The following is a 24,926-nucleotide window of genomic DNA, read 5'->3' on the forward strand; positions in this document are numbered from 1 at the left end:
CGGGAATTGTTTACAATTATTGGCAGAATATTGACAATTATTGAGTTCGTTATGAGTATTCCATCTTCTTTATTAGCATCGGAAAGCATAACTTTTGAGGGGGCGATCGAGCTGACTCAATCTTTACTGTCGTTCATGGAGGCCGATCGACTTTTACAAGCCGACATCCAGCAAGCTGTTACATCTCTGGTGAAAACACAGAACGGTGCTAGGGGGTTTTTTGTCACCTATCTAACGGACGATGGACAGGAGGCAGATCACCCGTCACCCGGAGTAGTCGAGGCACTGCGATCGGCTCCTGAGATCGTAGCAGAACTGCTGGTGAAAAATTTGGCGATGTCGGCGGCAATGGTTGTACATCATTCGCGCCAGCAAAAGCAGGAAATGGCGGGCGATTCTGCTAGAGTGCAGGAGCGATCGCGCAATTTAATTCAAATGCTGCGAATGCCAGCCTGTCAAACTATAGCGTCGCAAATGCTAGAAAGTTTGCAGAGTGCCAATGGCGAGTATGAAAAATTTTTCCAGCGGTGGGGCTACGACGACGAGCAAAAACTAGCGATCGGTTCGGCAGTTCGATCGGCGATCGGCTAAAATAACCTCCGAAGGAAGGGGAAAGAAGAAAGAAGGAAGAAGCCAAAGCCAGGGTGGCAGATGCTTGATCAAAACGACGGGGCTGTGGAATAATTGCGGTTTAGCAAAAGCTGCACAATTGTAGCTTGAGTTGATTTAGGTGTGAAGGTAGTGAACGAGGGCGAAAAAATTGCAGAGAACTGTGAAAGGAGTTGCCCAAAAGGTCCGAAAGCTGGGCGGCCGGCGGCCGGCAAGTACGCCCCGGCGGTGGGCGAAGCTGAATCTGCTGGCAACATTGGTGCGCCGGGACTTGGAAGCTCAATACAAAGGCTCGATTCTGGGCAATTTGTGGCCGCTGCTGAATCAGCTATCGCAATTGGTGATTTACACATACGTATTCTCGATCGTCCTCAAGGTAAAGCTCAGCCTTGCAGGCTTCCCAGAAAACAGCGACATTACATTTGGAGTCTGGTTGTTTGCAGGTTTGCTGCCTTGGACTGCCTTCACCAGCGGTTTGATCAAGTCGGCAGTATCGGTGGTGGGGCAGCCGAATTTAGTGAAAAAAGTGGTATTTCCTCTCGGTTTGCTGCCCTTGGTGCCGATTTTTACAGCTTTTCTTGAAAGTTCTCTGGGTTTAGCAGCTTTGATTGTGATAGTAGCAGTGTCGTCGCACAAGCTCAACGCTACTTTATGCTTGCTGCCGCTGGTGTGGGTGCCTCAGTTGCTGATAACTGCTGGTTTGGGATATTTGACAGCGGGCTTGACTGTATTTTTGCGAGACATTCCTCAGACATTAGGTGTTATTCTAAATTTTTGGTTTTATTTGACGCCGATCGTCTACCCAGCATCAATCATCCCCCAAGAGTGGCGAGCGTGGATATTTTGGCTGAATCCAATGGCCGCCATCTCGGAGGTTTATCGAGACCTCATACTGCTTGGAGAAGTTAAGCATTGGGGCGAATGGGGTGTCGCCACGCTAATTTCTGCTGCTATATTTTGTGGAGGTTTGGCGGTTTACCGGCGTTTGCGTCCCGCTTTTGCTGACGTGTTGTAAATTTGTTGGAGATTTACAGTCAATCTAAAATCTAAAATCTAAAATCTAAAATCGATTGTGCTGTAAATATGTTTGAGATTTCAAGTCAATCTAAAATCTAAAATCTAAAATCTAAAATCGATTGACTGCCGCCAATGACAGAAAATGTAATTTCACTAAAAAATGTTTCCAAATGCTTTAAGCGGTACGATCGTCCAGGAGACCGCTTAAAGGAAATTATTTACCCCAGCAAAAAACTTGCTGACGAATTTTGGGCCCTACACGACATCAATCTGGAAATCCCTCAAGGACAAACTCTGGGAATCGTCGGCCGCAATGGTTCGGGGAAAAGCACTCTGCTGCAAATAATTGTAGGGACGCTGACTCCTACCACAGGAAGCGTCGATGTTAGAGGCAGAGTCTCCGCTTTGTTGGAACTCGGAAGCGGGTTTAACCCGGAATTTACCGGGCGGCAAAATGTATTTTTTAACGCTCAGTTACTGGGATTCAATCAAAAAGAAACTGAAGAAAAATTTGACGATATAGCTGCTTTTGCTGATATTGGCGATTTCATTGAACAGCCAGTCAAAACTTATTCTAGCGGTATGTTTGTCAGGCTAGCTTTTGCCGTTGCAACTAGCGTCGAACCAGATATTTTGGTGGTTGACGAGGCGCTTTCGGTGGGCGACGAAGCTTTTCAACGCAAGTGTTTTGCCCGCTTGCAAAGCATTCAGGAAGGTGGCGGAACAATTTTATTTGTTTCTCACGCTGCTACTTCTGTGGTGCAACTTTGTACGTCGGCGATTTTAATGGATAGCGGTGAATTGCTGCTCGCTCACACGCCGAAGGTGGTAATTTCTAAGTATCAAAAGCTGATTTATGCCGATCCAGATCAGGTTCTGGGGTTGAAGTCAGATATTCGAGCTCTGAACCAACTGACAAAACAGGAAAGTCAAGACCACCTTCAGGATGCTAATTTAGAAAGCACAAAGAGGGAAGTTAAACCGGAGCAACATCTCTCCAAACCCCAGGAATATTACGAGGAATTTTACGATCCGGGGATGATACCGTCGAATACGGTAAGGTATCCGTCTCGTGGAGCGGAAATTATCAACCCCCACATCGAGACGCTGAAGGGAAATCTGGTAAATCACTTGATCGGCCGTCAAGATTATATTTATACTTACTCTGTCACTTTCTCCCGGTCAACTTCCAAAGTTAGGTTTGGAATGTTGATTAAAACAATTAGTGGCTTTGAATTGGCGGGTGCTTCTTTGAAGGGTTCTACTCAGTCAGTTAGGTATGTGGAAGCGGGAACGACAATTGTAGTGAAGTTTCAGTTTAAATGTTTGCTGAATCCCGGGGTTTATTTTCTGAATGCTGGGGTTGTGGGAACGGTAGATGGAGATTTAACTTATTTGGATCGTTGCGTTGATGTGGCGATGTTTAGAGTTCAGTCTTGTACAGAGTCTTGCGGTAACGGCATCGTTGACTTGCTGATCGAACCGTGTTTAACTGTTGTTAATGCTGATACTCTAGTGAAAGAGCAGTCAACAGAGGTTATCTAAAATTCTGTAAAAACAATGAACGATATCAATTTAGATTTAGTCGAAAATCCCGTAATCAAAGCATTTATTCAAGATCAAACTAAGTTTCCTGAAAATTTTAAACTGAATATCTGCGAAGACGATGAAATGTATTTGTTCAGCTTGAGCAATGTCAAAGACGATCGCGATCGGGCTTTGGTGCGCTATTATTCGATCGGGCATCGCATCTTGGATACGGTTAAACAAGTTGTGGAATGGCATTTTGGCAGTTTTGAAAATGTTCCCTCTTTTCTAGATTTTGCCTGCGGTTACGGTCGATTTACTAGGTTTTTGATTCAGGAAATACCGCCGGAACGAATTTGGGTTTCTGATATTTATGCTAACGCGGTTAAGTTTCAAACTGAATACTTGGGCGTCAACGGTATTGTCTCAACTGGAAAACCAGAAAATTATTTAATTGATCGCAAGTTTGACTGCATTCTGGCTAATTCTTTTTTCAGCCATATGCCGGAAAGGACTTTTACAAGTTGGTTGCAAAATTTGTACGATTTGTTGACTCCTAACGGCATTTTGATGTTCAGCGTTCACGATGAGTGTTTGCGCCTAGCCAATACAGAAATGCCGGCTAATGGTATTTTGTTTAGTCCTCAAAGTGAAAGCCAGTCTTTAGATAAGGAGGAATACGGCACAACTTATGTAACTGAAAAGTTTGTGAGAGAATGTGTCGAGCGAGTTAGCGGAGGTAAAGCTTTTGTTCACCGCATAAAAAAAGGCATCTGCAGGTTTCAGGATTTGTATGTTGTCACAAATGAGCTAGTTAGAGATTTTTCGGAGTTGAAATTCAATCATCACCCGGAAGGATATATTGATGTTGCTGCTTTTACGAATAAGGAGAATTTGTATCTAGAAGGATGGGTAGCTGATGTGAATCTCAACGGTCGAATTGAGGAGCTGCAAGTGCTGGTAAATGGGGAGGTGGTACAGAGGTGCGAGCCTTTTTACGATCGCCCGGATGTGGCTGGATATTTTGAAACTGATGGGGCTTTGCAGTCGGGGTGGAGCTGTTATTTACCCAAAAACACTGTGGCGCTGCAGGATGTGTTAATAGTCAAAGCAATCAATAACTATGGTTGGGAATGGATTCTGGAAACTTGCACTGTTAAAGCGCTGGTTAACCAAAGACAATCGAAGTCTTTGTTGGGGTCTACTCAGACAAAACTCAAATTACTCGAAACTCAGTTAGCCTCAGCTAGGATAGAATGGGAGCAAAGCCAAAGTAAGTTAATGATTACTCAAACAAAGTTGGAAGAATCTCAAACAAATTTGCAAGAAACTCAAGCTCAATTAGTTTCAGCTCAAATGCAATTGGAGCAAACTCAAAATCAGTTAGTATCTGTGCAAATGCAGTTGGAGAAAACTGAAAATCAACTAATTAATGTCAAGCAACAACTAGAGCAAGCGAAGTGTCGGGTTTTGGCAATGGAAAGCAGCAAGTTCTGGAAGCTGAGAACCGCGTGGTTTCAAGTCAGGCGATCCTTGGGCTTGGCGGGAGAGTAGCGAGTAAATTTGGCGTGGGAATTAGGGCGAGGGAGATAAATTGTGAGTACAAATGACAGCAAACCGTCGGTTTTTATTGTTACCGGAATGCACCGTTCCGGTACGTCTTTAACAGCTTCTTTGTTTCAGAAAGTCGGGGTTGATATTGGCAAAAAGTTAGTGGGCCCGGCCGACGGAAATGTGAAAGGTCATTTCGAGAATGTTGATTTTGTGGAGTTTCACAAAAGTGTTTTGCGATCGCACGGTATTGATGAACTCGGATGTACGTTTGAAAAAACGATTCCGGTAGCAGCAGAATACGTGGAAATCGCCAAAAGGGCGATCGACCAAAATCAACTTCCTCACAAACATTGGGGTTGGAAAGACCCCCGAACAGCCCTTTTTTGGGATTTTTGGCTAACTTTACTCCCCGAAGCTAATTTTATCTGTGTTTATCGATCGCCCTGGGAAGTAGTCGATTCTCTTTACCGCCGGGGAACCGATGTCAGCTTGCTGCAAAATCCCGAAATGGCAGTAAAAATGTGGATTCACTACAATCAAAAAGTTTTAGAACTTTACGAACGTTTCCCCCATCGCTGTCTCCTAGCCAACGTTTACCCCATCGGCAACACTCCTGAACTTTTCCTCGATCGAGTCAACGAAAATTTTAATGTTAACTTAGGTGCGATACCGGGCGACAATTTTGAAGAATCTTTATTAGTCAACGATATTGTCAAAAGTCACAGACCGAGTTTAATAGAAAAATATTTTCCCCAAGCATTAGAACTATATGAACTTTTGGAAACCAAAGCTGGGAATCTCAGCAGCGAATCGAAAGGTGAGATCGATCAAGTTATTCATTTCCCAGCATCTCCAATCTGGCCATTTGAAGATTGGCTAAAAATCCGCTTGCTGGAAAAACAGCAAAAAACTAGCTCTTCAGAACTCAAACAGTGGCAAGAACAATTTCACCAGGCCCAGGCGAAAGTGTTGGGATTAGAGACAGAATTAGGAGCAACTCAAGTACAGCTTGCAGGCAAAGAATCAAATTTTCAAGAAGCTTTAGCAAAACTCCTCGGATTAGAAACAGAATTAGGACAAACTCAGGTACAGCTTGCAGGCAAAGAATCCCAATTTCAAGAAGCTTTAACAAAAGTCTTAAAATTAGAAGCAGAATTAGGGGAAACTCAGGTACAGCTTGCAGGCAAAGAATCGCAATTTCAAGAAGCGTTAGCAAAGCTCCTCGGATTAGAAACAGAATTAGGACAAACTCAGGTACAGCTTGCAGGCAAAGAATCGCAATTTCAAACAGCTTTAGCAAAAGTATTAGAATTAGAAGCAGAATTAGGGCAAACTCAGGTACAATTTGAAGAAACTGAATTTATATTGCAGCAAAAGTTAGCTGAGTTACTTCAGTTAGAAACAGCACAAAGTCAAAATCAGGAAAGATTAAAGGATACTCAAGAAAAATTAGAACACTCCCGTCAGGAAAATGAAAATTTTAGGGCAGAACTTGCTATAATAAAGTCTTCAATAGGGTGGCAAGTGAGAGAAAAGTTGTGGGAAGTTCAGCGCAAAATCCGCGACTTGTTCCCTAAATTTATTTTTTCGTTAGATCAACCCACTACTTGGCAAGTTTGTGATTCTAACTTGCTAATTGTGGGCTGGGTTTTTAACCAAAAAAGAGAGACTACAGCAGTCCGCGCCAGAATTAAAGACCAGAGTTTCGCAGGCGTTTACGGCATAGATAGAAGTGATATAGCGCTAGCACACTCTAATATTCCGAAGGCGAAGAAATCAGGTTTTACAATTCAATTGGAAGCGCCTGCCGGACGGCACGAAGTGCTACTGGAAGCGCAAGACGATCGAGGTAAATGGCATTTGTTGGCAGCTTATCCGCTGTTAGTTTCAACGATTCAAGCATCGTTAGATGTACCGGTGGTGTGGGAACAGCGTCAGGGTCAAATTTTATTTGCAGGTTGGTGCTGCCACCACGATCGCAAAATTGCTAAATTAAGCTTGTTGTGCGGCGATACTTCTGTAGAATGCGCCTACGGTTTACGGCGAAAAGATGTCGGCGAAGTGTTTCCCGACTGGGTTAACAGTTCGGAAAGCGGTTTTGAGGCCCTTGTCGATTTGCCTCCTGGCGAATGGCACGTTTCTCTGCAAGCTGAGTTAGAAACCGGGGAAATTTTGTCTTTTCAAGCGCCTAAAATATTGACAGTGCGGCGCTACCATATCTGGCAGCGAAGTGCAGATAAGTTTGAGGAGTTATCAAGGTTTACAGCCGCAATTCAGCAGCGGGCGAGGGAAAGAAAACAGCGTCTTGGTAGGATTTTGCCCCTGCCCTGGGAAATTGTGAAAGTGATCCGCCAGTTGGGGAAGATTTATCGGCAGCAAAAACAGTTTACTGCGCCGGGAGATTTACTGCCACCTGCGGGTTTTGTGGTGCCTCAACCCATTGATAGATATGACGCATGGCTGGAGGTGAATCAATGGAACGATCGCGCGCGCGATTACTTGATTTCTCGGTTAAAATCCTGCCGGGAACCGCTGCCAAAAATTTCGGTAGTAATGCCAGTTTACAACCCACAGATAGATTTTCTCGAAAGTGCGATCGACAGCGTAATCAATCAAGTTTATCCAAACTGGGAACTCTGCATTGCCGATGATTGCAGCACCGATTTCACTGTCGCTGACACTTTGAAAAGCTGGGTTCAAAAGGACGATCGTATCCGCATCACATTTCGTACAGAAAACGGCAACATCAGCGCAGCAACCAACAGCGCCGCCGCCCTCGCAACAGGCGACATCATCCTGTTTTTAGACAACGACGACGAACTCACTCCCGACGCATTAGGCGAAGTCGCCCTATATTTTGCCACGCATCCAGCCACCGATTTTCTCTATTCCGACGACGACAAAATCGACACCAAAGGTCGCCGATTTGCCCCGCAATTCAAACCAGAATGGTCGCCGGAACTGCTGCTTTCCTATATGTATCTCGGTCATTTGTGCGCTGTCAGAAGACCCATTTTTGAAGAAATAGGCGGTTTGCGGATAGGTTTTGAAGGCTCGCAAGATTACGATTTTGCCTTGAGAGCAACCGAAATTTCTCGCCACGTCGCGCACCTGCCGCTAGTGCTGTATCACTGGCGAACTGCACCCGGTTCTACAGCCATATCTGGGGCAGCAAAACCCGCCAGTTTTGCCGCAGGTCAAAAAGCCATTCAAGACGCACTAAACCGCCGCAAAATTAACGGCAATGTCGCTCAGCACGCATGGGCGATCAAAGAAAATCTGGGCATATTTGCCCAGGATTTCCCGGATAACGGCCCATCAGTAACGGTAATTATTCCTACTAAAAATCAGCTAAAGTTGCTGAAAGCTTGTCTGGATTCTCTAGAAACTACAACATACAAAAATTATCAAGTTGCCGTTATTGACAACGAAAGCGACGACCCTAAAACTCTGGAATACTTAAAGGAATTAAAGTGCAAAGTTTTGCATATAAAAAATCCTGGGGGCAAGTTTAGTTTTGCAGCCATTAACAACCGCGCTGCCGAACAAGCTGACAGCGAATATGTGTTGTTTTTGAACAACGATACTGAAGTAATTAACCCGCGCTGGCTGAGTCAAATGGTGGGATACGCTCAAATTCCCGCTGTGGGTGCAGTCGGCGCGCGGCTGTTATATCCCGACGGCAGAATTCAGCACGCGGGCATAATTCACGGTCTTCATCACGGTTTGGCGGGTCACGCTTTTAAACTGATGAACAGCGAAAATCGAGGCTATCTTTCTCAAGCGATGGTAACGCGAAATTACTCTGCGGTAACAGCGGCTTGCACGATTACTCCACGTCAATTGTTCTTAGAATTGGGCGGTTTTGATGAGGAAAATTTTGCTGTTGCTTACAATGATGCAGATTACGGATATCGCCTGTTAGAACAGGGTTATCGGTGCGTATATTGTCCCGATGCGGAGTTATTGCACAAAGAGGGAACTTCTAGGGGTTTTACCGACAATCCTCAAGAAGTGGCGGCTTTTAGACGTAAGTATGCGGGCAAAAATGACAGTTTTTACAGTCCTCATTTGTCTTTAGAAGATGAGTATTTTCATATTCAACCTCGACGGGTTTATATGAAGGAAGAGGGTTCGGCAACAGATTTGGTAACGGATGCACGCGAGAAGGAAGAACTAAATTTTGGTGATTGTGGTTCTTTGATATCACTAAATAATTTTGGAAATCCTATCAGAGTTTTGATGTGCAGCAATTCGCTGGATTTTACGGGGGCGCCACTACATCAGTACGAAATCGCTGTGAAATTGGCGACTGAAGGCGTGATTAAGCCGATCGTACTTTGCGTAACAGAGGGGCCACTGCGTCAAGCTTACGAACAGCAGGGAATTGAAGTAATTGTGCGCGACAATCCTCTCGAACACATCTATCAGCGCGATGCTTATGATGAAGCAATCCGCAGTTTTAGCACAGAAATTGCAAATTTAAAAGTAGATGTAATTTATGCCAATACTTTAGAAAACTTTTTTGTAGTTGATGCGGCGCGGCAAATCGGAATTCCTACAGTGTGGAACGTGCACGAAAGCGAACCTTGGCAAACTTATTTTAACAGGTTTGGTTCGGAGATTGCGGCGAGAGCTTTAGAGTGTTTTCGCTTTCCTTACAAAGTTATTTTTGTGGCAGATGCCACTCGGGACAGATATTTGCCTCTCAACAGCCACCAAAATTTTACGGTGATTCACAACGGCTTAGATTTGAGCAAAATGGAGAATTCGGATAACTCTGAATTGGCTAGAAAAACTTTAGATGTTGCAGCGGAAGAAGTGGTAATTCTGCTGCTGGGAACGGTATGCGAACGCAAAGGCCAGCAGGATTTAGTTAAGGCACTTTCACTTTTACCTGACAAATGGCACAATAAAATTAGGTGTTTTATTGTGGGTGATCGCCCTAGTATTTACAGCAATAAATTAGCCGAGTTGGTGGGGGAATTGCCAGCAGAGTTGCAGGAAAGGGTGACAGTAGTCCCGGAAACTGGGGAGACGGGGAAATATTACAAAGCGGCTGATATTTTTGTTTGCACTTCTCGCGTCGAAAGTTTTCCCAGAGTGATTTTGGAGGCGATGGCCTGCGATTTGCCAATTGTTACATCGCCAGTTTTTGGGATTAAAGAACAAGTGCGACCGGGAATTAATGGTTTGTTTTATACGCCCGATCGCCCAGACGAGTTAATTGCAGCTTTGATTAGTTTATTGGAGGATAAATCTTTGCGGCAGCAGTTGGCTGAAAACGCTAAATATGTCTTGGATTCACTTAATACTTTTGAGGAAATGACTCAAGCTTATGCAGAGATTTTCTGCGAAGCATATTTCAGCCGTCATTAGTCATTTTACAGTGCCAGCGTCCCCGCCAGTGAAGGGTAGTAACTCACCTCCTAAACTTTTGGCAGGATTTAATATAATTTGCCAAGAATTGCGGAACATATTGGAAATTGAGCCATCAATACTATAAAATAATCAAAAATGAACGATGATAAAATGACCGATCGCCCAAGAGTAGATTATGAAAAAGCCTGGGACAGTTATGCCCAACAGTGGCAAAAAACTAATGCCGAACTTGCCCACATTGGCGACGAATGGATAGGTAAAGCTGCCGGTGCCGCTAACTCCTTAGCCGAATACGAAGCGCTAATAGAACAGCAATTTATTGCACCGTATATCAAAAAAGAACATACGGTTTTAGAAATTGGTATCGGAGGCGGAAAAACCGGTTCGCTGCTGCTGAAATATTGCGATCGACTAATTTGTGCCGACATTTCCAGTCAAATGCTGCAAGCGGCACGATCGCGTTTGGGAGACGATCGCGTTTCTTACGTCAAACTCGACGGTTTAACATTAGACGGCATCGCCCCAGGTTCAGCCGATGTCTGCTTTTGTTACGATACAATGGTACACGTAGAGCCTGTAGATATATTCAACTACCTGACTCGAATTCCCAAACTGCTGCGGGGCGATCGAATTTGCGTGTTTCACCACACCAATATTTTTAGCGAATTAGGGTGGCAAAAATTCGCCAGCGAGTGGGAAAAAAACTTGATCGGGCACAGAGACGGCACAGCATTTTCAGTTATGACTGATACAATTATGGAAAAATTTCTCAACCATTTAAACTATCAAATCATCCTGAAAAATACATCTTCAGTACCGCGAGATTGCGTCTGGATCTGCAAAGCACCAACACCCAATGAATAAAACCAAAGCTTTTTAGCCGACTCAAAATATTTTATTTCAACTAACAACAGTCAACAGTCAACAGTCAACAGTCAACAGTCAACAGACAACTGACAATGAAAGCATTATTTCTCCATCCCAACTTCCCCGCCCAATACCGCCACATTATCACGGCTTTAGGCGCAGATCCCAAAAATCAAATTGTTTTCGGCACTAAAAACGAGCGCCCAGAGTGGAACATTCCCGGCGTTCGCAAAGCAGCATTTACCCCCAGCCGGGAACCCCACGCGCAGACTCACCAATACGTCCGCCCTTTAGAAAGTGCCGTCATCTACGGACAAGCCGTATTTAGAATGGCAGAACAACTCAAAGCAGACGGTTTCGTACCCGATATTATCTGCGGACATTCTGGTTGGGGGCCGACATTGTTTGTCAAAGAAGCTTTTCCAAATACGCCACTTTTGTGCTATTTCGAGTGGTTTTATCATGCTATTGGTTCCGACGCAGATTTCGACCCAGCGGAACCTTTAACAGTTGACGATATGGCCAGAATTAGAATCAAAAATGCGCCGATTCTGATCGATTTATATTCTTGCGATTGGGGTTTGTCGCCCACTTATTGGCAGCGATCGCAATTTCCGCCAGAATTACAACAAAAATTATCCACACTCCACGACGGCGTAGATACCGATTACTTCAAACCCGACCCCGGTGCTAAACTGGTTTTGCCTAACTTAGACTTGTCTGGCGTTGATGAAATTGTCACCTACGTATCGCGGGGAATGGAACCTTACCGGGGTTTTCCCGAATTCATTGAGTCGATCGCCTATGTACAAGAACGCCGCCCCAACTGTCACGTCGTAATCGTTGGTTCCGAAAGAGTTTGTTATGGGCGTTCTTTACCCAACGGCGAGTCTTACAAAGACTATATGCTCAAAAAAGTCCCCCTAGATTTGTCGCGAGTTCACTTTGTCGGGCCTCTACCTTACGGACTGTATTTAAAAGTAATTCAAGCATCCGACGTACACGTTTATTTGACCAGACCTTTTGTGCTATCTTGGTCCATGATTGAATCTCTATCAACCGGATGTTTAGTAATAGGTTCCGACACAGGGCCAGTCAGAGAAGTTATCCGCGACGGAGAAAACGGTTTGCTAGTCGATTACTTCTCACCGAAACAAGTAGCCGATCGCATTGATGAAGTTTTAGACCATCCTACCCGCATGGCAGAAATTCGCATCAAAGCCCGTCAAACCACCCTAGAACGCTACAGTTTAGCTAAAATGCTGCCGCAACATTTACAACTAATTGAGCAAGTAGCAAATCGTTCCATGCCGCCTACAGTTGGTATGGAACCAGAACGGGAATTAGCAGCATCTTTTGCAGTGAGAATTTAGTAATAAAGTTGCTCAGGACTAAACCTCTGGTCACACGCTCTCCTGTGCGGTGTATTCGCACAGGAGGGTTCACCAACTAGACGATAAACATCGAACATCTGGACGTTTTAGTGGCCAAGTTAAATATTTTGATAGCAGTCCGTTAATCCCTTCTAGGCTACTCGCCAACTACCTTCGAGAGCAATAATTTAGGCGTTGCATAATAGTGGGATGATTTTGATTTTTTTTGTGGAATGGGCGTCCCGCCCGTCCCGTGTATTTTCAGACGTTGCATAATGGAAGTATGAACTGTCCTAAATGTGAATCCGTCCCAATCAGCCATAACAACGGAGCATCTCATATTGGTAAAAACACTTCTTCTCCTTCCTTCCTTATGCCTCTTTCCTTTTGCATCCTGCCTCAAAACTCCAATTTCTAGCTTGGTTACAAAAGTGAGATGCTCTCGCAGGCTTCTATCCGTCTCTTAGGAATGAGAATTAAATAAAATCCACTTTTCCTGTTTGTTGTGGGATGGGCGTCCCGCCCGTCCCCGATAGACGGGCGGGACGCCCATCCCACAAGAAAAAAGGGAAATTATTTAATTGACGATCCTTACTTCATTACCTAAAGTATTGGAATAGGCCCCTGCCTCATCGATTTTGATTATAGTTGTGCAACCCTTAAAATTTATTGAAATTCCCTTAAGTTAAAATCAACTAAGAAATACCCAAAGCTGTTTCAGACATCGTAATTAAATTATTAGCAAAAATTTTCTGGTGAATTGGAATATCAATAATAAACATTGCCCCCTGATTAGGAGCTGAAATACAATTGAGCTGGCCCCCGTGTTTATCCACTACAATCTGATGGGAAATTGACAGCCCAATACCAGTACCCTTCCCGATAGGCTTAGTAGTAAAAAATGGCTCAAATAGGTGTTGGCTAATCTCTTCTGTCATCCCAGACCCGTTATCCTTAATATGAATTAACACTCGATTAGATTCCGTGACCTCAGTGCGAATGAAAATCTTAGAAGGATTAGCTTTCATTTCACTTAACGATCGCGTCGTATTATAATCCTCTATGGCATCAATAGCATTAGCAACAAGATTCATAAACACCTGGTTAAGCTGACCCGCATAACACTCTACCAGAGGCAGATTGCCGAATTCTTTGACCACCTCAATTGCAGGTCGATCGCCCCTTCCTTTAACACGGTTATGCAAAATTAACAGAGTGCTATCAATACCCTGGTGAATATCCACCGGTTTCATTTCCGATTCATCCAATCGCGAGAAGATTCGCAGCGACTGAACAATTTCGCGAATCCGGTCTACGCCTACCTTCATTGAACTCAGCAATTTAGGTAAGTCTTCAACCAAAAAACCTAGTTCTATTTCCTCTATTTTCTGTTCTACTTTTTGCCCTGCCGCCGGAAATTCTTGGTGATAAAGATTGACGAGATCAATCAGATTTTGGGTATAATCATCGGCATAAGAAAGATTCCCAAAAATAAAATTAACGGGATTATTGATTTCATGGGCTACACCTGCAACAAGCTGACCTAGAGAAGACATTTTTTCGCTCTGCACAAGTTTAGTCTGGGTGATTTGCAATTCTCGAAAAGCCTTTTCTAAACATTTAGTTTGGGTTCGCAATTGAGCTTCCGATTGTTGCAATCCCGCCTCGGCTTGCAGACGCTCTTGAACCTCCTGTTTTAGCAATTGATTGGATTGGAAAAGTTCAGCCGTCCTTTCCTCAACTCGCCTTTCCAACTCCGATGCCAGCTTCAACAGCGAAGATTCCGCTTTGACACGCTGTTCGATTTCTGCTTGCAAGCACACATTTTGCTCTAAGAGTTTCTTCGACAAATTGCGGAGCTTCATGTGGACATTAACACGAGCTAAAACTTCTTCATGCTGAAGAGGCTTAGTAATATAATCCACCGCACCCAGACTCAAACCTTTAACCTTATCCACCGTCTCAGCAAGAGCCGTCATAAAAATCACGGGAATGTCTCTCGTGGCATCATTCGCTTTCAAACGGCGACAAGTTTCAAACCCATCGATTCCCGGCATAAGCACATCCAACAGGATCAGATCTGGAGCAGCATATGCGACCTTCTGGAGAGCACTTTGGCCATCCCTAGCTACCAATACTTTAAAGCCAAAATCTGCCAAAAAATCGAACAGAACCCCTAAATTAGTCGGAGTGTCATCTACGATTAAAATGGTGCTTTGTTCGGCAATTTCACTACTCATTGGTTGTCGTCCTATATTGTTTAATAAACTCTAGGATTTGTTGTTCTTCAAATCCTTTCGCTAACTGGCGCAGATGGGTAGCAAAGGGTACCCATTGCTCATTGAGTTGTTCTATTTTTGCAGCTTGCTCCGCAATTCCTCGGAGATCGCCCATCATCGCTAGATCGAATAGAACGGCGATTTCCTCATCGGGGGGAGCTACAATTTCAGAACTTAAAGATTTTTTTTCTCCTTCTGCTTTCCTCATCTCTTCCAGGTTTTCTTCATAAATCCATTCTAAGCCTAAATGAGTACGTAATTTTTCTAAAAGCTCCTCGATGCGTATGGGTTTCGGAATAAAATCATTGCAACCTACCTCGGCACTTTGTTGTCGATCGAAATCAAAAACGCTGGCAGAAGTAGCAATCACCACTAAATTAGTCTGATCTGGTGATTTGCGAATCCGGCGCGTTGCTTCTAAGCCGCTCATGACTGGCATCATCAAGTCCATTAAAATACAGTCGGGCTTATACTCCACCGCCTTGTTTAAACAGTCCTGACCCTCCGTTGCTTCCAGAATTTCAAATCCTAACGGCTGAAGCATTCCCGCCATGATCGACCGATTCTGCCACTTGTCGTCAGCTATGATAATTTTTCGCTTTCGGCCTTTAAAACCAACGATTGTGTTGGCATTGGTTTTGGCTGCATTAGTCGCCCATTCCGATACCTCTGGCAAATCTAAATCGAACCAGAAAACGCTCCCTTGTCCTAATGTACTCTTCACCTTTATTTCACCGCCCATCATCTGGACTAATTGGCGGCTAATTGCCAGTCCCAACCCGGTTCCTTCAACCTTGCGATTGGCATCCCCTACTTGGTGAAAAGGCAAAAATATATCTTGCAATTGCTCTGATGCCATACCAACTCCGGTATCTTCCACTTGAAACCGGATTTTGCCATCCTGATATCCTACTTTGAATGCCACCCCACCTTTTTCGGTAAACTTAATCGCATTGCCGAGTAAGTTGATTAAAACTTGCCGCAACCTTTTTTCATCACCCTGGACGGCAATAGGTAGTTGGGTAATTGGCTCGTAAATCAGGGAGATTCCCTTTTGTTCTGCCCGAATATTGCAAATTTCAGCAAGGCCTTCCAAAAATTGTGAGAAATGGAAATTACTCAAGTGAATTTCCATTTTTCGGGCTTCGATTTTGGACAGGTCTAAAATATCGTTAATCAGGGTTAAGAGGTGATCGCCACACTGACTAATGACGTTCAGACCATCTTTTTGCTGGTCAGCCAAGTTTTTTTGTCGTTTGAGGATTTGCGTGTAACCCAAAATGCCATTAAGTGGCGTTCGGAGCTCGTGGCTCATATTAGCAAGAAACTCACTTTTGGCAGAGTTGGCTGCTTTCGCTAATTCTTCTGCTTTTTGTAAATGGATATTTTTTTCTTGTAACTGTTGCGTTCTTTCTACCACCTTCGCTTCTAAAGTAGCGTTGGCTGCTTCCAAATCGTTATAAAGACGCGCATTTTCAATTGAAATAGCTGCTTGAGAAGATAAAAGTTGTAAAACTTCTAAACGATCGGGAGTAAAAACACCAGTTGTGAGATTATTTTCTAAATAGAGAATCCCAGTAAGTTTTCCTTGATGAACAATTGGACTACATAATACTGACTTGGGTTTTTGGTTGACGATATAAGTATCCGCTATGAAGGTTCCCTCACAAGTTGCATCGCTTAATACAACATTTTCCTGAGTTCTGGCTACATAGTTAATCAAGGATATGGGTAGTTGCTGACTCTTTTCCACTGGTATTTTTTGCAGCACTTCTACACCGCTATCGACAGTTCCATAGGCTTCTATTAGTAGATTATCAGATTTTTGTAAAATGAAAATGCCACTTTGAGCACCCGCATTCTCGATCGCAATTTTCATCAATTTTGCCAACAGCTTACTCAGTACAATTTCACCAGAAAGAGCTTGAGATGCTTTGATCACAGTAGCTAAATCTAGAAATCCTGCACTCCCTCCACTCGTCGAGGTAGTGCTCATCGTGACCTGGCTACGTTGACTTTCTGGCTTGGCTATCCGGGAAAATATTTGAGGATATCTGGCTTCCAAGTCTTTGACGATAGCTTTAGCTCCCCAGCGACTATATCCGTAGTAAGCATCGGTTAAATAAATTCGAGCAATTTTATCTTTAGCGCGGGAAAAATAAAACTCTGCCGCCAGTTCGTTAGCTAATGCTTCTTCTTGAATATATCCCTGTTCTTTGGCTCCGGCTATAGCGCGATCGTAATAATCGCTGGCTTCTAAAGGTTGTCCCAAAATCCGCGCTTTTTCTGCTTCTACTAAGTCATACTTATGCTGGAAGTTGCACGGCGAATGGAACGCCCAAGTCTTCATTTTTTCTTGGTTTGCTGCTACTTCACTTAAATATTGTTCTTTCTGGCTTGGCTGTGCTTTTGGATACAGTGCTAGGAGGGCAAGAGAATGATAGAAGTTGTAGATGGCATTCTGGCTCAATCCCACGCCAGAGCTGGCATATTTTGATACTAAATTGGCGCTAGTTACTGTCCGGTCATAATCTTTAAATGAATAAAAGAGAATTGTTTGGGCTACATAGTAAAAAAACAGCAAAGTCTCATTATTGGACTCTCGGAAGATAGGCACCATTTCTTCTTCATTAAAATTCTCGCCAATCAACCGATATTTATCTGGGGCTTTGCCGATAAAATTCTTAACCAGTTGCTGGTAAATTTTTATCCCAAAAGTATCGTACTCTTGCTTGAATTTGATGGCAATAAAGACATATTTTGTCTGTTTGCGTTCAACTTTTTCCAGATATTCTCCGCTGAAAAAGAGTAGAAAGCAATAATTTACAGCACAATGACAAGCACATTCTAAATCTCCCACTTCAAAGCCACTGTGCATTCCAGCAATTAAAGAGTCTAAGCTATTTCTCTTAGGCTCTTTCCAGAATCTCACAGTAGCGTTAAACATTAAAGCTACTTTACACTTGAGTGAGTTAGCCTCAAATTTTTCCAACAAAACAACGGCCAATTTGCTAAATTGATATCCAGAATCTATATCCCCCATTGGCCCACATAGAAGAGACCCATAAAAAACGTAGGCGTAAGCGGATTCGGGCGAGTTTCCATACTTGACAGATAAATTTATCATCGTAAATACAATCAACGGCAGCATTGCTCCATTCGCAAGATAAGCTGCGATGACGATGCTCGTTAATATCCGCATGACCGCAAGTTTATCAATATCTGTCATTGGCTGCAAATCAACTAAATCTTCAATAATCAGTTTTTCAGGGGGTTTTTGTTCCAGGGAAATACCAAACATTTCCAGAACGCTAATTCCGGTATCTATGGCAGATTGCGCCCGGTTCTCAGCGATATCAAACTGAATTTTTAGTTCATATACCTTAATTTTTTCTATGATTGTTTTTGCTTGTTTGATGATGACAGCAGACAACTGTTGCGATCGCTCAAAGTTTGTGGTGATAAATTCGGCTTCTGCTAATTCTAAATAGAGGTTTAAAGTCAGCTCATATTGGCTCTCCCAGCAATCCTCCGCGAGAAGTCCCAAACCCACATTCAAATATTTGACAGCCGACTCATAAGCTGTTGCTGCTTTGGCTTTCTGTCCAGCGAGCAAATTGAGTTCTGCTAGTTGATATTTTTCACTTTCTAAAGTGAGTAAATCAGTACCATAATTTAGTTGATTAACCAGTATAAAAATATTTTCTTTTTGTTCTTCAGATGTTGTGGAATGCAGCAGTAGTTGACCGATTTTTAGGTGAGTTTCTTTTTTATGCTCATCGGGGATAAGAGAATAAGATGCCTGTTGCACTCGATCGTGCAAAAACTTATAAATGACATCAAACTGCTCGGTTGAATTTTCTGTAGATATTTCCGAGTCAAATAGCAGGGGAATTTTGTAGGAATTATTTAGTGGCAGAACGAAACCAGCTTGTAGCGCTTCCCATAAATCCCTTGCCGTCTCTGACTGAGATTTTTTATTAGCAATTGCCAAAACGTCTAAACTAAATTTATCTCCTATACAGGCAGCTAATTTTAATACATTCTGCGTCTGGGACGACAGCTTTTGAATTTGGCTGACCATCAATTCGACTACATTATCGCTGATATCAATGCCTTGAAGCTGTTGAATATCCCACTGCCAGCAAACTTGATTGAAATCAAAGGATAGAAGTTTGTCTTGATAAAGGGATTTGAGCAGTTGAGTTAAGAAGAAGGGATTCCCCTGGGTTTTCTGAAAAACTAACTCAGCCAGGGTCAACACTTGGGAAATTTGACTGCGAAGGGTTTCGCTCACTAATTGGTTGACATGAGATATATCCAAAGGCTGGAGGATAATATTATTTACTATCGCCTTGGTATTTTGAATTTGCTCTAAGGTATAAATTAAGGGATGAGTGGCACTGACTTCATTATCCCGATAAGCCCCAATTAATAGCAGATATTTACTATCTGGATCGGTCATAATTAGCTGGATAAGCTTAAGCGAAGCTGAATCTGCCCACTGCAAGTCATCCAAAAATATAACTAGGGGGTGTTCGGCTTTACTAAACACCTGTATAAATTTTTGAAACACTCGATTAAATCGGTTTTGGGATTCGGTCGGTCCCAAGGTCGGAACTGCAGGCTGTGGATCAATAATTTTTTCTACTTCGGGAATAACATCAATAATAATTTGCCCATTGGCACCAAGTGCTTCGAGAATTTTAGCTTTCCAAATTGCTATTTGAGCGGAATTTTCTGTTAACAGTTGCCGCATCAATCCTTGAAATGCTTGAATTAAAGAAGCATAAGGAATATTCCGCTTAAATTGGTCAAATTTACCAGAAAGAAAATACCCTCGTGCTCCGACTATAGGTTTATCAACTTCGTTAACCAAGGAAGATTTGCCGATACCTGAATAACCGGAAACTAGCACCATTTCCGTTGTCCCACCACTGACGCGAGCGAAGGCTTCTAGCAAACTAGCAACTTCTCTTTCCCGTCCATAGAGTTTTTGAGGAATCAGAAATTGGCTGTAGGAATCTAGTTGACCGATAATAAATTGGCAAATCTCTCGTGAAGAAAGCATCTGCTGGCAGGCTTCTAAGTCAACTTTTAGTCCAAAAGCGCTTTGATATCTATCTTCAGCGGTTTTAGATAATAATTTCATTACAATGTCAGAAACTGCATCCGGGATTTCGGGATTCAGCTTTTTAGGTGGTATTGGTGCTTTAGCTATATGGCAGTGAACGAATTCTAGAGGGTCTTTTGCGGAAAAAGTTAGCTTACCCGTCAGCATTTCATAAAATGTAACACCAAGGGAGTAAAAGTCGGTGCGGTAGTCCACTGATCGGTTCATTCTGCCGGTTTGTTCCGGCGACATATAAGCGAGAGTTCCTTCTAATAAGTTGGGATTGGTGACGGTTTGATTTTCTCGCTCTAAAAGAGAAGCTATGCTAAAATCAATGATTTTTACTTCCTTTGTCTCTGGGTTAATGAGGATATTTTGTGGCTTAATATCTTTATGGATCACATTACTATGATGGATCTCTCCCAGAGTGTTTGCTAACTGAATGCCGATTTTGAGAAATGCGTTTATAGCCAAGGGTTGATTGTTGAGAAAATCTTTCAAAGATTGACCGCTAAAATTTTCTAAAATCAGCGCTAAGCTGTTATGATAGTTTTCTAAGGCTATGGGCTTAACTATTCCTTCACTGTCTAAATTTTTGAGGATTTTATGTTCGTGTCTTAAACGGGAAATTTCTGCGATTGTCGGATGCTCAGCTTTGAATGTTTTGATAATTGCTGAGGTTCTATCAATGTCTTTTGTACCGCGATAAATAATAGTATTGACACTTTCGTAAATAGCTTCGCTTAGGTTGTAACCGAAAATAGTAATGCTCATGTGCGTAATTTCACTAATAAGAAATTGAAGAGCAGGCGGTATTTCAGTAGCTCTACTGATATTTATGACAGAACCGAATTAAAAAAGTTTCAATGCACTATAAATAAGTATAATCTAAGCTTTTTGAATAGGATTTAAATTTTAACAAATCTAAATATGCTTGTTTTGTACTTAATATGCCTGGGAAAATATTTAAAATTTCTTAAGTATTTAAGTAAAATCCTGAAAAATTAACCACAAAGTTGCTGAATATATCCGGTATCATAGTAGAGAATAGCTTGGACACAGAAGAGACGATTATTTTATCGGTTAAACTAATAAATAAAACAGCAGTTGATCCACGATGTGATCCAACCAATTATTGTCTTTCTCACAATCAGGTAGTCCTGGATAGTCAGGAATACGCAAATTTTAACAGGAAAAAGTGGCTGTACTTGCTTGAAAGTACGGATTTTTGTTACTATTGTTAAAACCCAACTAAATTCCCATGAAATCAACTACTAGGGCGCTGAAGGAATGGAATGTAGCAGTTAATGCTTTGGAACAAGGTCAAACGATGGTGCTGTTGCGGAAGGGGGGAATTCGCGAGCAAGCAGGACAGTTTAATGTCACTGACAAACAGGTTTTGCTGTATCCAACTTTTGAACACCAACAGCCGGATTTATTAAAGCCGGAGTTTGCACATCAAGTCAATACTGTTGAATCTGGTTGGCATCCAGAAGTTGTTAGAATTGGCAGTTGGGCGGAGATTACTGATGTTTTTTTGGTAGCTTGGGAATCGGCAATTACGGCGCTATTTTCGTACCATATTTGGAATGAAAGTTTTGTCAGCGATCGCCTGAAATGGAAACAAACTCAGCCAATTTATATTTTATTGCTGCGGGCTTATCGCCTTGCAGAAATCCGCGAAATTCCCTACATTCCTGAATACGGCGGTTGCCGTTCTTGGATCGATTTGGCCGATGCTATTTCGCTGGAGGGAAGCCAAGCTGTTTTGAGCGATCGCGAGTACATTGAACGCTCAAATGAAATCCGCAATCTGATAGCGAATCCTGCGAATGCTTCGGGTTCGCAGAGAGTGACAACGCTGACGGAAGGTAGTCAGGATTTTAGTCCTCATTAAGAGTTTTTAATGTGCTTTTCGAGAGGCGCGCTTCTACCAAACCCAGCCCAAAATCCGCAGCTAATGCCATTAAAGCGGCCGGAATTGCCCCAGCCAAAAGTAACTGATTGTTGACGGTAGCAACGCCCCGAAAAATAAACACCCCCAAGCCGCCGGCACCAATTGCAGCGGCGATTGTAGCGAGTCCGATCGCAATTACCGCAGCAACTCGCACGCCCGCCAGAATCACGCCCAGTGCCAGGGGAATTTCCACTTGCCATAACAGTTGCATATCAGTCATCCCCATGCCTCTTCCGGCTTCCGTAATCGCTGGATCGACGCCGACAATACCAGTATAAGTATTGCGGATAATTGGCAGTAAAGAATAGAGAGTGAGGGCGATAATTGCCGTGCGATCGCCTATTCCACCCACTACTGGTACCGGGATTAGCAAGCCAAACAAAGCTAAACTGGGAATTGTTTGCATAATATTAGCAAATCCCAAAATTGGCTTTTTCAATTTTGGTTTTCTCGTGGCTAAAATTCCCAGGGGCATCCCCACAATAATAGCGATAAAAATTGCTACAGTTACTAAATATAAGTGTTCAGTTGCGCGCTGAATTATCTCAGCACCATAGCGGTTGATAAAAATTATCATTGGGGAATTGGTTATTGCTGATTGCTGTCAATCGATTTTAGATTTTAGATTTACCCCACGGATCAATGCGGGGACTTGAGGATTTTAGATTCCAGATGCAAGGATTGATTCCACGGATAAATCACGGCGGATACCACCTTGGACATTCGCTTGTCAACCTTATAAATCATTTTCTATTTCAGGACTTGGTTCACCAGGATAGAAGCGAGAGTCCAGAATTTCTTCTAAGGTGTAAAGGCAGTTTTGAGGAAATGTTTTGAGAGGTAAATCGGTTTCTCCTACTGCCAAATCTCTACCGTTTTGATAAGCTTCTTGGAAAGCTTCTTGCAAGTAAGGTTTCAGACTTGGGTTATCTTGTATCAGTCTCTGAGTGTCCCGCCGCTGCACTCGAATTGTAGACAGCCAGCTACGACTCCGCTGCTGGGGCTGATATTGCCACTTCAGCAAATGTCCCAGCAAAATGCTCAAACGATTTCTAAGTTCTTGACGTTCCTGTTTGCCCAAAGATTCAATCTCCTCAATTAAATTTGGCAAGTCAAGTTGACTCCACTGACACTTGCGAAGTAACTTGGCTTGTTCTTGCGTCCAAGCATAGAAGTCTGTCTCGTAAAGACTGTGCATCGTTTGATTATCAGCTTAGTTACTAAAACTATATTATCAAATTTTTGCTAAATTAGTCAAATTTAGCTACTTGCAAACATTCAATAAATGCCCCAGCTTCTGGATGCTGAGATTTGATAAAATCATCAGGTGTTGCCAATTCAATCAACCGTCCATCTTGCATCAAACCAATTCTAGAAGCTAACAAAAAAGCTTCTTGAATGCCGTGAGTCACAAAAATCACAGTTTTGCCGAGTTGCTGCTGCAATTGACCGAATTCCCGCTGCAATTCCAGACGAGTAATGGGGTCTAAAGCACCAAACGGTTCGTCCATTAACAATATCGGAGGGTCAGCCGCCAGTGCTCTAGCGACGCCTACCCGCTGCCGCTGTCCGCCAGATAACTGATGGGGATAGCGTTTGGCGAAGTGCTGGGGGTCGAGGTTGACTAATTCTAACAGTTGGCGGACGCGAGATTGAATGCGATCGCCCTCCCAACCTTCCAATTTTGGCACTAAACCGACGTTTTGCTCCACGGTAAAATGGGGAAACAAACCAATTTCTTGAATTACATAACCAATTTTTCGGCGCAGTTGAATTGGGTTCCACTGAGTAGTTGGTTTTCCCATGACAAGAACTTCGCCACTGCTTGGCGTTAGTAAATTGTTAATCAATTTCATGGTGGTAGTTTTGCCACTCCCGCTGCGTCCCAGCAATACTAAAACTTCTCCTTGCAGCACTTTGAAATTGAGTTTGTCTACTAAATGCCTGCGGTTGAGGCGATATGTCACGTCGAGGCATTCGACAGCAACTTCATTATTGAGAGGCATAATTAGTTTCGGTGATTTTCGTTTTAATAAATCGTCAATTGGCTAGCGTCACGGGACAATCCAAAATCTAAAATCTAAAATCTAAAATCTAAAATCAACTTGATTTTGCCATTCTAGCAGTAAGGCTCGACATTGGAGGCAAGTTAATTTCTTGAGCAAGTCGCGAATTCCGTCTGGGGTTACAGGATATTCAGCACCGATAAGTTCGGGGTTTACTATTGCTGTAGGGTGCAATTCTGCAACAAAACCGTAGAGTTTTTGATTGGAGAATGAACTGTTTACTGCCCAGCCAATGGTGTTGATCGGTTCGATGCGGGCGATCGCACTTTCTGTCACACCTAATTCTTTCTTGATTATAGCTGGAACGGCTACTGCTGGCGTGGATTCGGCTGGTACGCGACCGCCGGGAAAATCCAAGGTTGCTTCTGCCACGCCGGGGCGATACATGGGTGAGGGAAACAGCAATTTGTCAGCTTGAATGGTCAAGATTACAACTGAATCTGCTCTTTCTACTCGCCAATATTCTACTGTTTTTCCTTCGGTTGTTTCGAGATGTTCCGCGATTAGTTTTACCCAATGAGAATTGATTTCTACAAAGCGGTCTAGAGTTTTCCACTGGGATTTTGCAGTTTGGTTCATGTCGGAATTTTTGAAATATATTAGATATTTTTTGCTATGGTAGCCGATTGTTAGCGAGCGCAACAATAGCCGATCGACCTTTTCAGCTTTGAACCAGTTTTTTCCTCTCGATTGTAAATTTTTGCTACAACCTTACACATTCGCCTAGATAATTCGGTAACATAGACTACATAATCAAAAAAGTTTATCTGCGCCTTCGCTCTGGGTTGTTTCAACCGCGCCCTGGTGCAGACTCTTAGCTAGACAGGAGTAGTTATGCAACTGCAAACAGATATTCGTACTTGGCAATCCCAACCAACGCCCGGAAGCTTCAGTGTCCGCGACTGGGAAAAATTTGGCTGCGCCGTACCTGCACCAAAATTGGCTCCTTCTATGTGGGTTAAATTGTTCTATCCGCCAACAGCATTCAGCTTTGACGAAGCGTGGCTGTTGTGTGAATGTTCGGAAGAACAGTGGCTAGCTTGGATTCCTGATTATGGCGAAATTTTACTGAGTACACATGAATTTTGCGCTACTAAATCGTGAATTACGCAGACCAACTTTGATAAACCAGGTGTTAAAATCCATATCCATCGGGCTGCACGGGATTTTTTGGAAAAAATC

General features: G+C 43.0%; 15 protein-coding genes. 9 read left to right on the forward strand and 6 right to left on the reverse strand.

The features are described from left to right. The first annotated feature begins 51 nt into the window (after positions 1–51). From QUB44_RS17220 to QUB44_RS17250, 7 genes are all read left to right on the forward strand, one after another. Positions 52–591, forward strand: coding sequence for a hypothetical protein (locus tag QUB44_RS17220; RefSeq protein ID WP_333369562.1), 540 nt, complete (start codon positions 52–54; stop codon positions 589–591). Positions 592–772: 181 nt separating this feature from the next. After that, on the forward strand, positions 773–1,624 hold the full coding sequence (locus tag QUB44_RS17225; RefSeq protein WP_333369563.1) for an ABC transporter permease: 852 nt from the start codon (positions 773–775) through the stop codon (positions 1,622–1,624). A gap of 134 nt (positions 1,625–1,758) precedes the next feature. Then, entirely contained in the window at positions 1,759–3,171 is a 1,413-nt protein-coding gene (locus tag QUB44_RS17230; protein ID WP_333369564.1) for an ABC transporter ATP-binding protein, read from the forward strand. A gap of 15 nt (positions 3,172–3,186) precedes the next feature. Further along, the gene (locus QUB44_RS17235; protein ID WP_333369565.1) at positions 3,187–4,707 is read left to right on the forward strand and encodes a methyltransferase; all 1,521 of its coding nucleotides are present in this window, start codon (positions 3,187–3,189) and stop codon (positions 4,705–4,707) included. Between the two features lie 42 nt (positions 4,708–4,749). Next, positions 4,750–10,086, forward strand: a complete 5,337-nt coding sequence (locus tag QUB44_RS17240; RefSeq protein ID WP_333369566.1) for a glycosyltransferase — start codon at positions 4,750–4,752, stop codon at positions 10,084–10,086. A gap of 138 nt (positions 10,087–10,224) precedes the next feature. Next, positions 10,225–10,953 carry a class I SAM-dependent methyltransferase gene (locus QUB44_RS17245; protein WP_333369567.1) on the forward strand — a complete coding sequence of 243 codons (729 nt, stop codon included), beginning with the start codon at positions 10,225–10,227 and terminating at the stop codon, positions 10,951–10,953. Between the two features lie 95 nt (positions 10,954–11,048). After that, positions 11,049–12,329 (forward strand): glycosyltransferase family 4 protein, encoded by a 1,281-nt coding sequence (locus QUB44_RS17250; protein WP_333369568.1) that lies wholly within the window; start codon positions 11,049–11,051, stop codon positions 12,327–12,329. Between the two features lie 695 nt (positions 12,330–13,024). On the opposite strand, the gene QUB44_RS17255 is transcribed toward QUB44_RS17250, so the two are convergent. Together QUB44_RS17255 and QUB44_RS17260 are read right to left on the reverse strand one after the other, a co-directional pair. Beyond that, positions 13,025–14,569 carry a response regulator gene (locus QUB44_RS17255; RefSeq protein ID WP_333369569.1) on the reverse strand — a complete coding sequence of 515 codons (1,545 nt, stop codon included), beginning with the start codon at positions 14,567–14,569 and terminating at the stop codon, positions 13,025–13,027. Next, a complete protein-coding gene (locus QUB44_RS17260; RefSeq protein WP_333369570.1) occupies positions 14,562–20,495 on the reverse strand; it encodes an AAA family ATPase in 5,934 nt (1,977 codons plus the stop codon). The genes QUB44_RS17255 and QUB44_RS17260 overlap by 8 nt, the downstream gene beginning before the upstream one ends. A gap of 487 nt (positions 20,496–20,982) precedes the next feature. On the opposite strand from QUB44_RS17260, the gene QUB44_RS17265 reads away from it, so the two are divergent. Beyond that, positions 20,983–21,618 carry a DUF1802 family protein gene (locus tag QUB44_RS17265; protein ID WP_333369571.1) on the forward strand — a complete coding sequence of 212 codons (636 nt, stop codon included), beginning with the start codon at positions 20,983–20,985 and terminating at the stop codon, positions 21,616–21,618. On the opposite strand, the gene QUB44_RS17270 is transcribed toward QUB44_RS17265, so the two are convergent. The 4 genes from QUB44_RS17270 to QUB44_RS17285 form a co-directional block, all read right to left on the reverse strand. Beyond that, positions 21,605–22,255, reverse strand: a complete 651-nt coding sequence (locus QUB44_RS17270) for an ABC transporter permease (protein WP_333369572.1) — start codon at positions 22,253–22,255, stop codon at positions 21,605–21,607. The genes QUB44_RS17265 and QUB44_RS17270 overlap by 14 nt on opposite strands. A gap of 159 nt (positions 22,256–22,414) precedes the next feature. After that, positions 22,415–22,876, reverse strand: coding sequence for a DUF29 domain-containing protein (locus QUB44_RS17275; RefSeq protein WP_190736527.1), 462 nt, complete (start codon positions 22,874–22,876; stop codon positions 22,415–22,417). 52 nt (positions 22,877–22,928) lie between these two features. Further along, positions 22,929–23,684 carry an ATP-binding cassette domain-containing protein gene (locus tag QUB44_RS17280; RefSeq protein WP_333369573.1) on the reverse strand — a complete coding sequence of 252 codons (756 nt, stop codon included), beginning with the start codon at positions 23,682–23,684 and terminating at the stop codon, positions 22,929–22,931. An 81-nt stretch (positions 23,685–23,765) separates the two neighbouring features. Beyond that, entirely contained in the window at positions 23,766–24,323 is a 558-nt protein-coding gene (locus QUB44_RS17285) for an NUDIX hydrolase (protein ID WP_333369574.1), read from the reverse strand. Between the two features lie 255 nt (positions 24,324–24,578). Here QUB44_RS17285 and QUB44_RS17290 point away from each other — a divergent pair, with 255 nt between their 5' ends. Beyond that, positions 24,579–24,848, forward strand: coding sequence for a hypothetical protein (locus tag QUB44_RS17290; RefSeq protein WP_333369575.1), 270 nt, complete (start codon positions 24,579–24,581; stop codon positions 24,846–24,848). Positions 24,849–24,926 lie beyond the last annotated feature (78 nt).

The sequence above is a fragment of the Microcoleus sp. AT3-D2 genome (assembly GCF_036705715.1).
GTDB lineage: Bacteria > Cyanobacteriota > Cyanobacteriia > Cyanobacteriales > Microcoleaceae > Microcoleus.

Excerpts from the sequence above, each read along its gene's own strand:
- QUB44_RS17250 (WP_333369568.1), top strand. The coding sequence starts at position 11,049 with ATGAAAGCATTATTTCTCCATCCCAACTTCCCCGCCCAATACCGCCAC.
- QUB44_RS17245 (WP_333369567.1), top strand. The coding sequence starts at position 10,225 with ATGAACGATGATAAAATGACCGATCGCCCAAGAGTAGATTATGAAAAA.
- QUB44_RS17230 (WP_333369564.1), top strand. The coding sequence starts at position 1,759 with ATGACAGAAAATGTAATTTCACTAAAAAATGTTTCCAAATGCTTTAAG.
- QUB44_RS17255 (WP_333369569.1), bottom strand. The coding sequence starts at position 14,569 with ATGAGTAGTGAAATTGCCGAACAAAGCACCATTTTAATCGTAGATGAC.
- QUB44_RS17270 (WP_333369572.1), bottom strand. The coding sequence starts at position 22,255 with ATGATAATTTTTATCAACCGCTATGGTGCTGAGATAATTCAGCGCGCA.
- QUB44_RS17285 (WP_333369574.1), bottom strand. The coding sequence starts at position 24,323 with ATGAACCAAACTGCAAAATCCCAGTGGAAAACTCTAGACCGCTTTGTA.
- QUB44_RS17235 (WP_333369565.1), top strand. The coding sequence starts at position 3,187 with ATGAACGATATCAATTTAGATTTAGTCGAAAATCCCGTAATCAAAGCA.
- QUB44_RS17220 (WP_333369562.1), top strand. The coding sequence starts at position 52 with ATGAGTATTCCATCTTCTTTATTAGCATCGGAAAGCATAACTTTTGAG.
- QUB44_RS17265 (WP_333369571.1), top strand. The coding sequence starts at position 20,983 with ATGAAATCAACTACTAGGGCGCTGAAGGAATGGAATGTAGCAGTTAAT.
- QUB44_RS17290 (WP_333369575.1), top strand. The coding sequence starts at position 24,579 with ATGCAACTGCAAACAGATATTCGTACTTGGCAATCCCAACCAACGCCC.
- QUB44_RS17275 (WP_190736527.1), bottom strand. The coding sequence starts at position 22,876 with ATGCACAGTCTTTACGAGACAGACTTCTATGCTTGGACGCAAGAACAA.
- QUB44_RS17260 (WP_333369570.1), bottom strand. The coding sequence starts at position 20,495 with ATGAGCATTACTATTTTCGGTTACAACCTAAGCGAAGCTATTTACGAA.
- QUB44_RS17280 (WP_333369573.1), bottom strand. The coding sequence starts at position 23,684 with ATGCCTCTCAATAATGAAGTTGCTGTCGAATGCCTCGACGTGACATAT.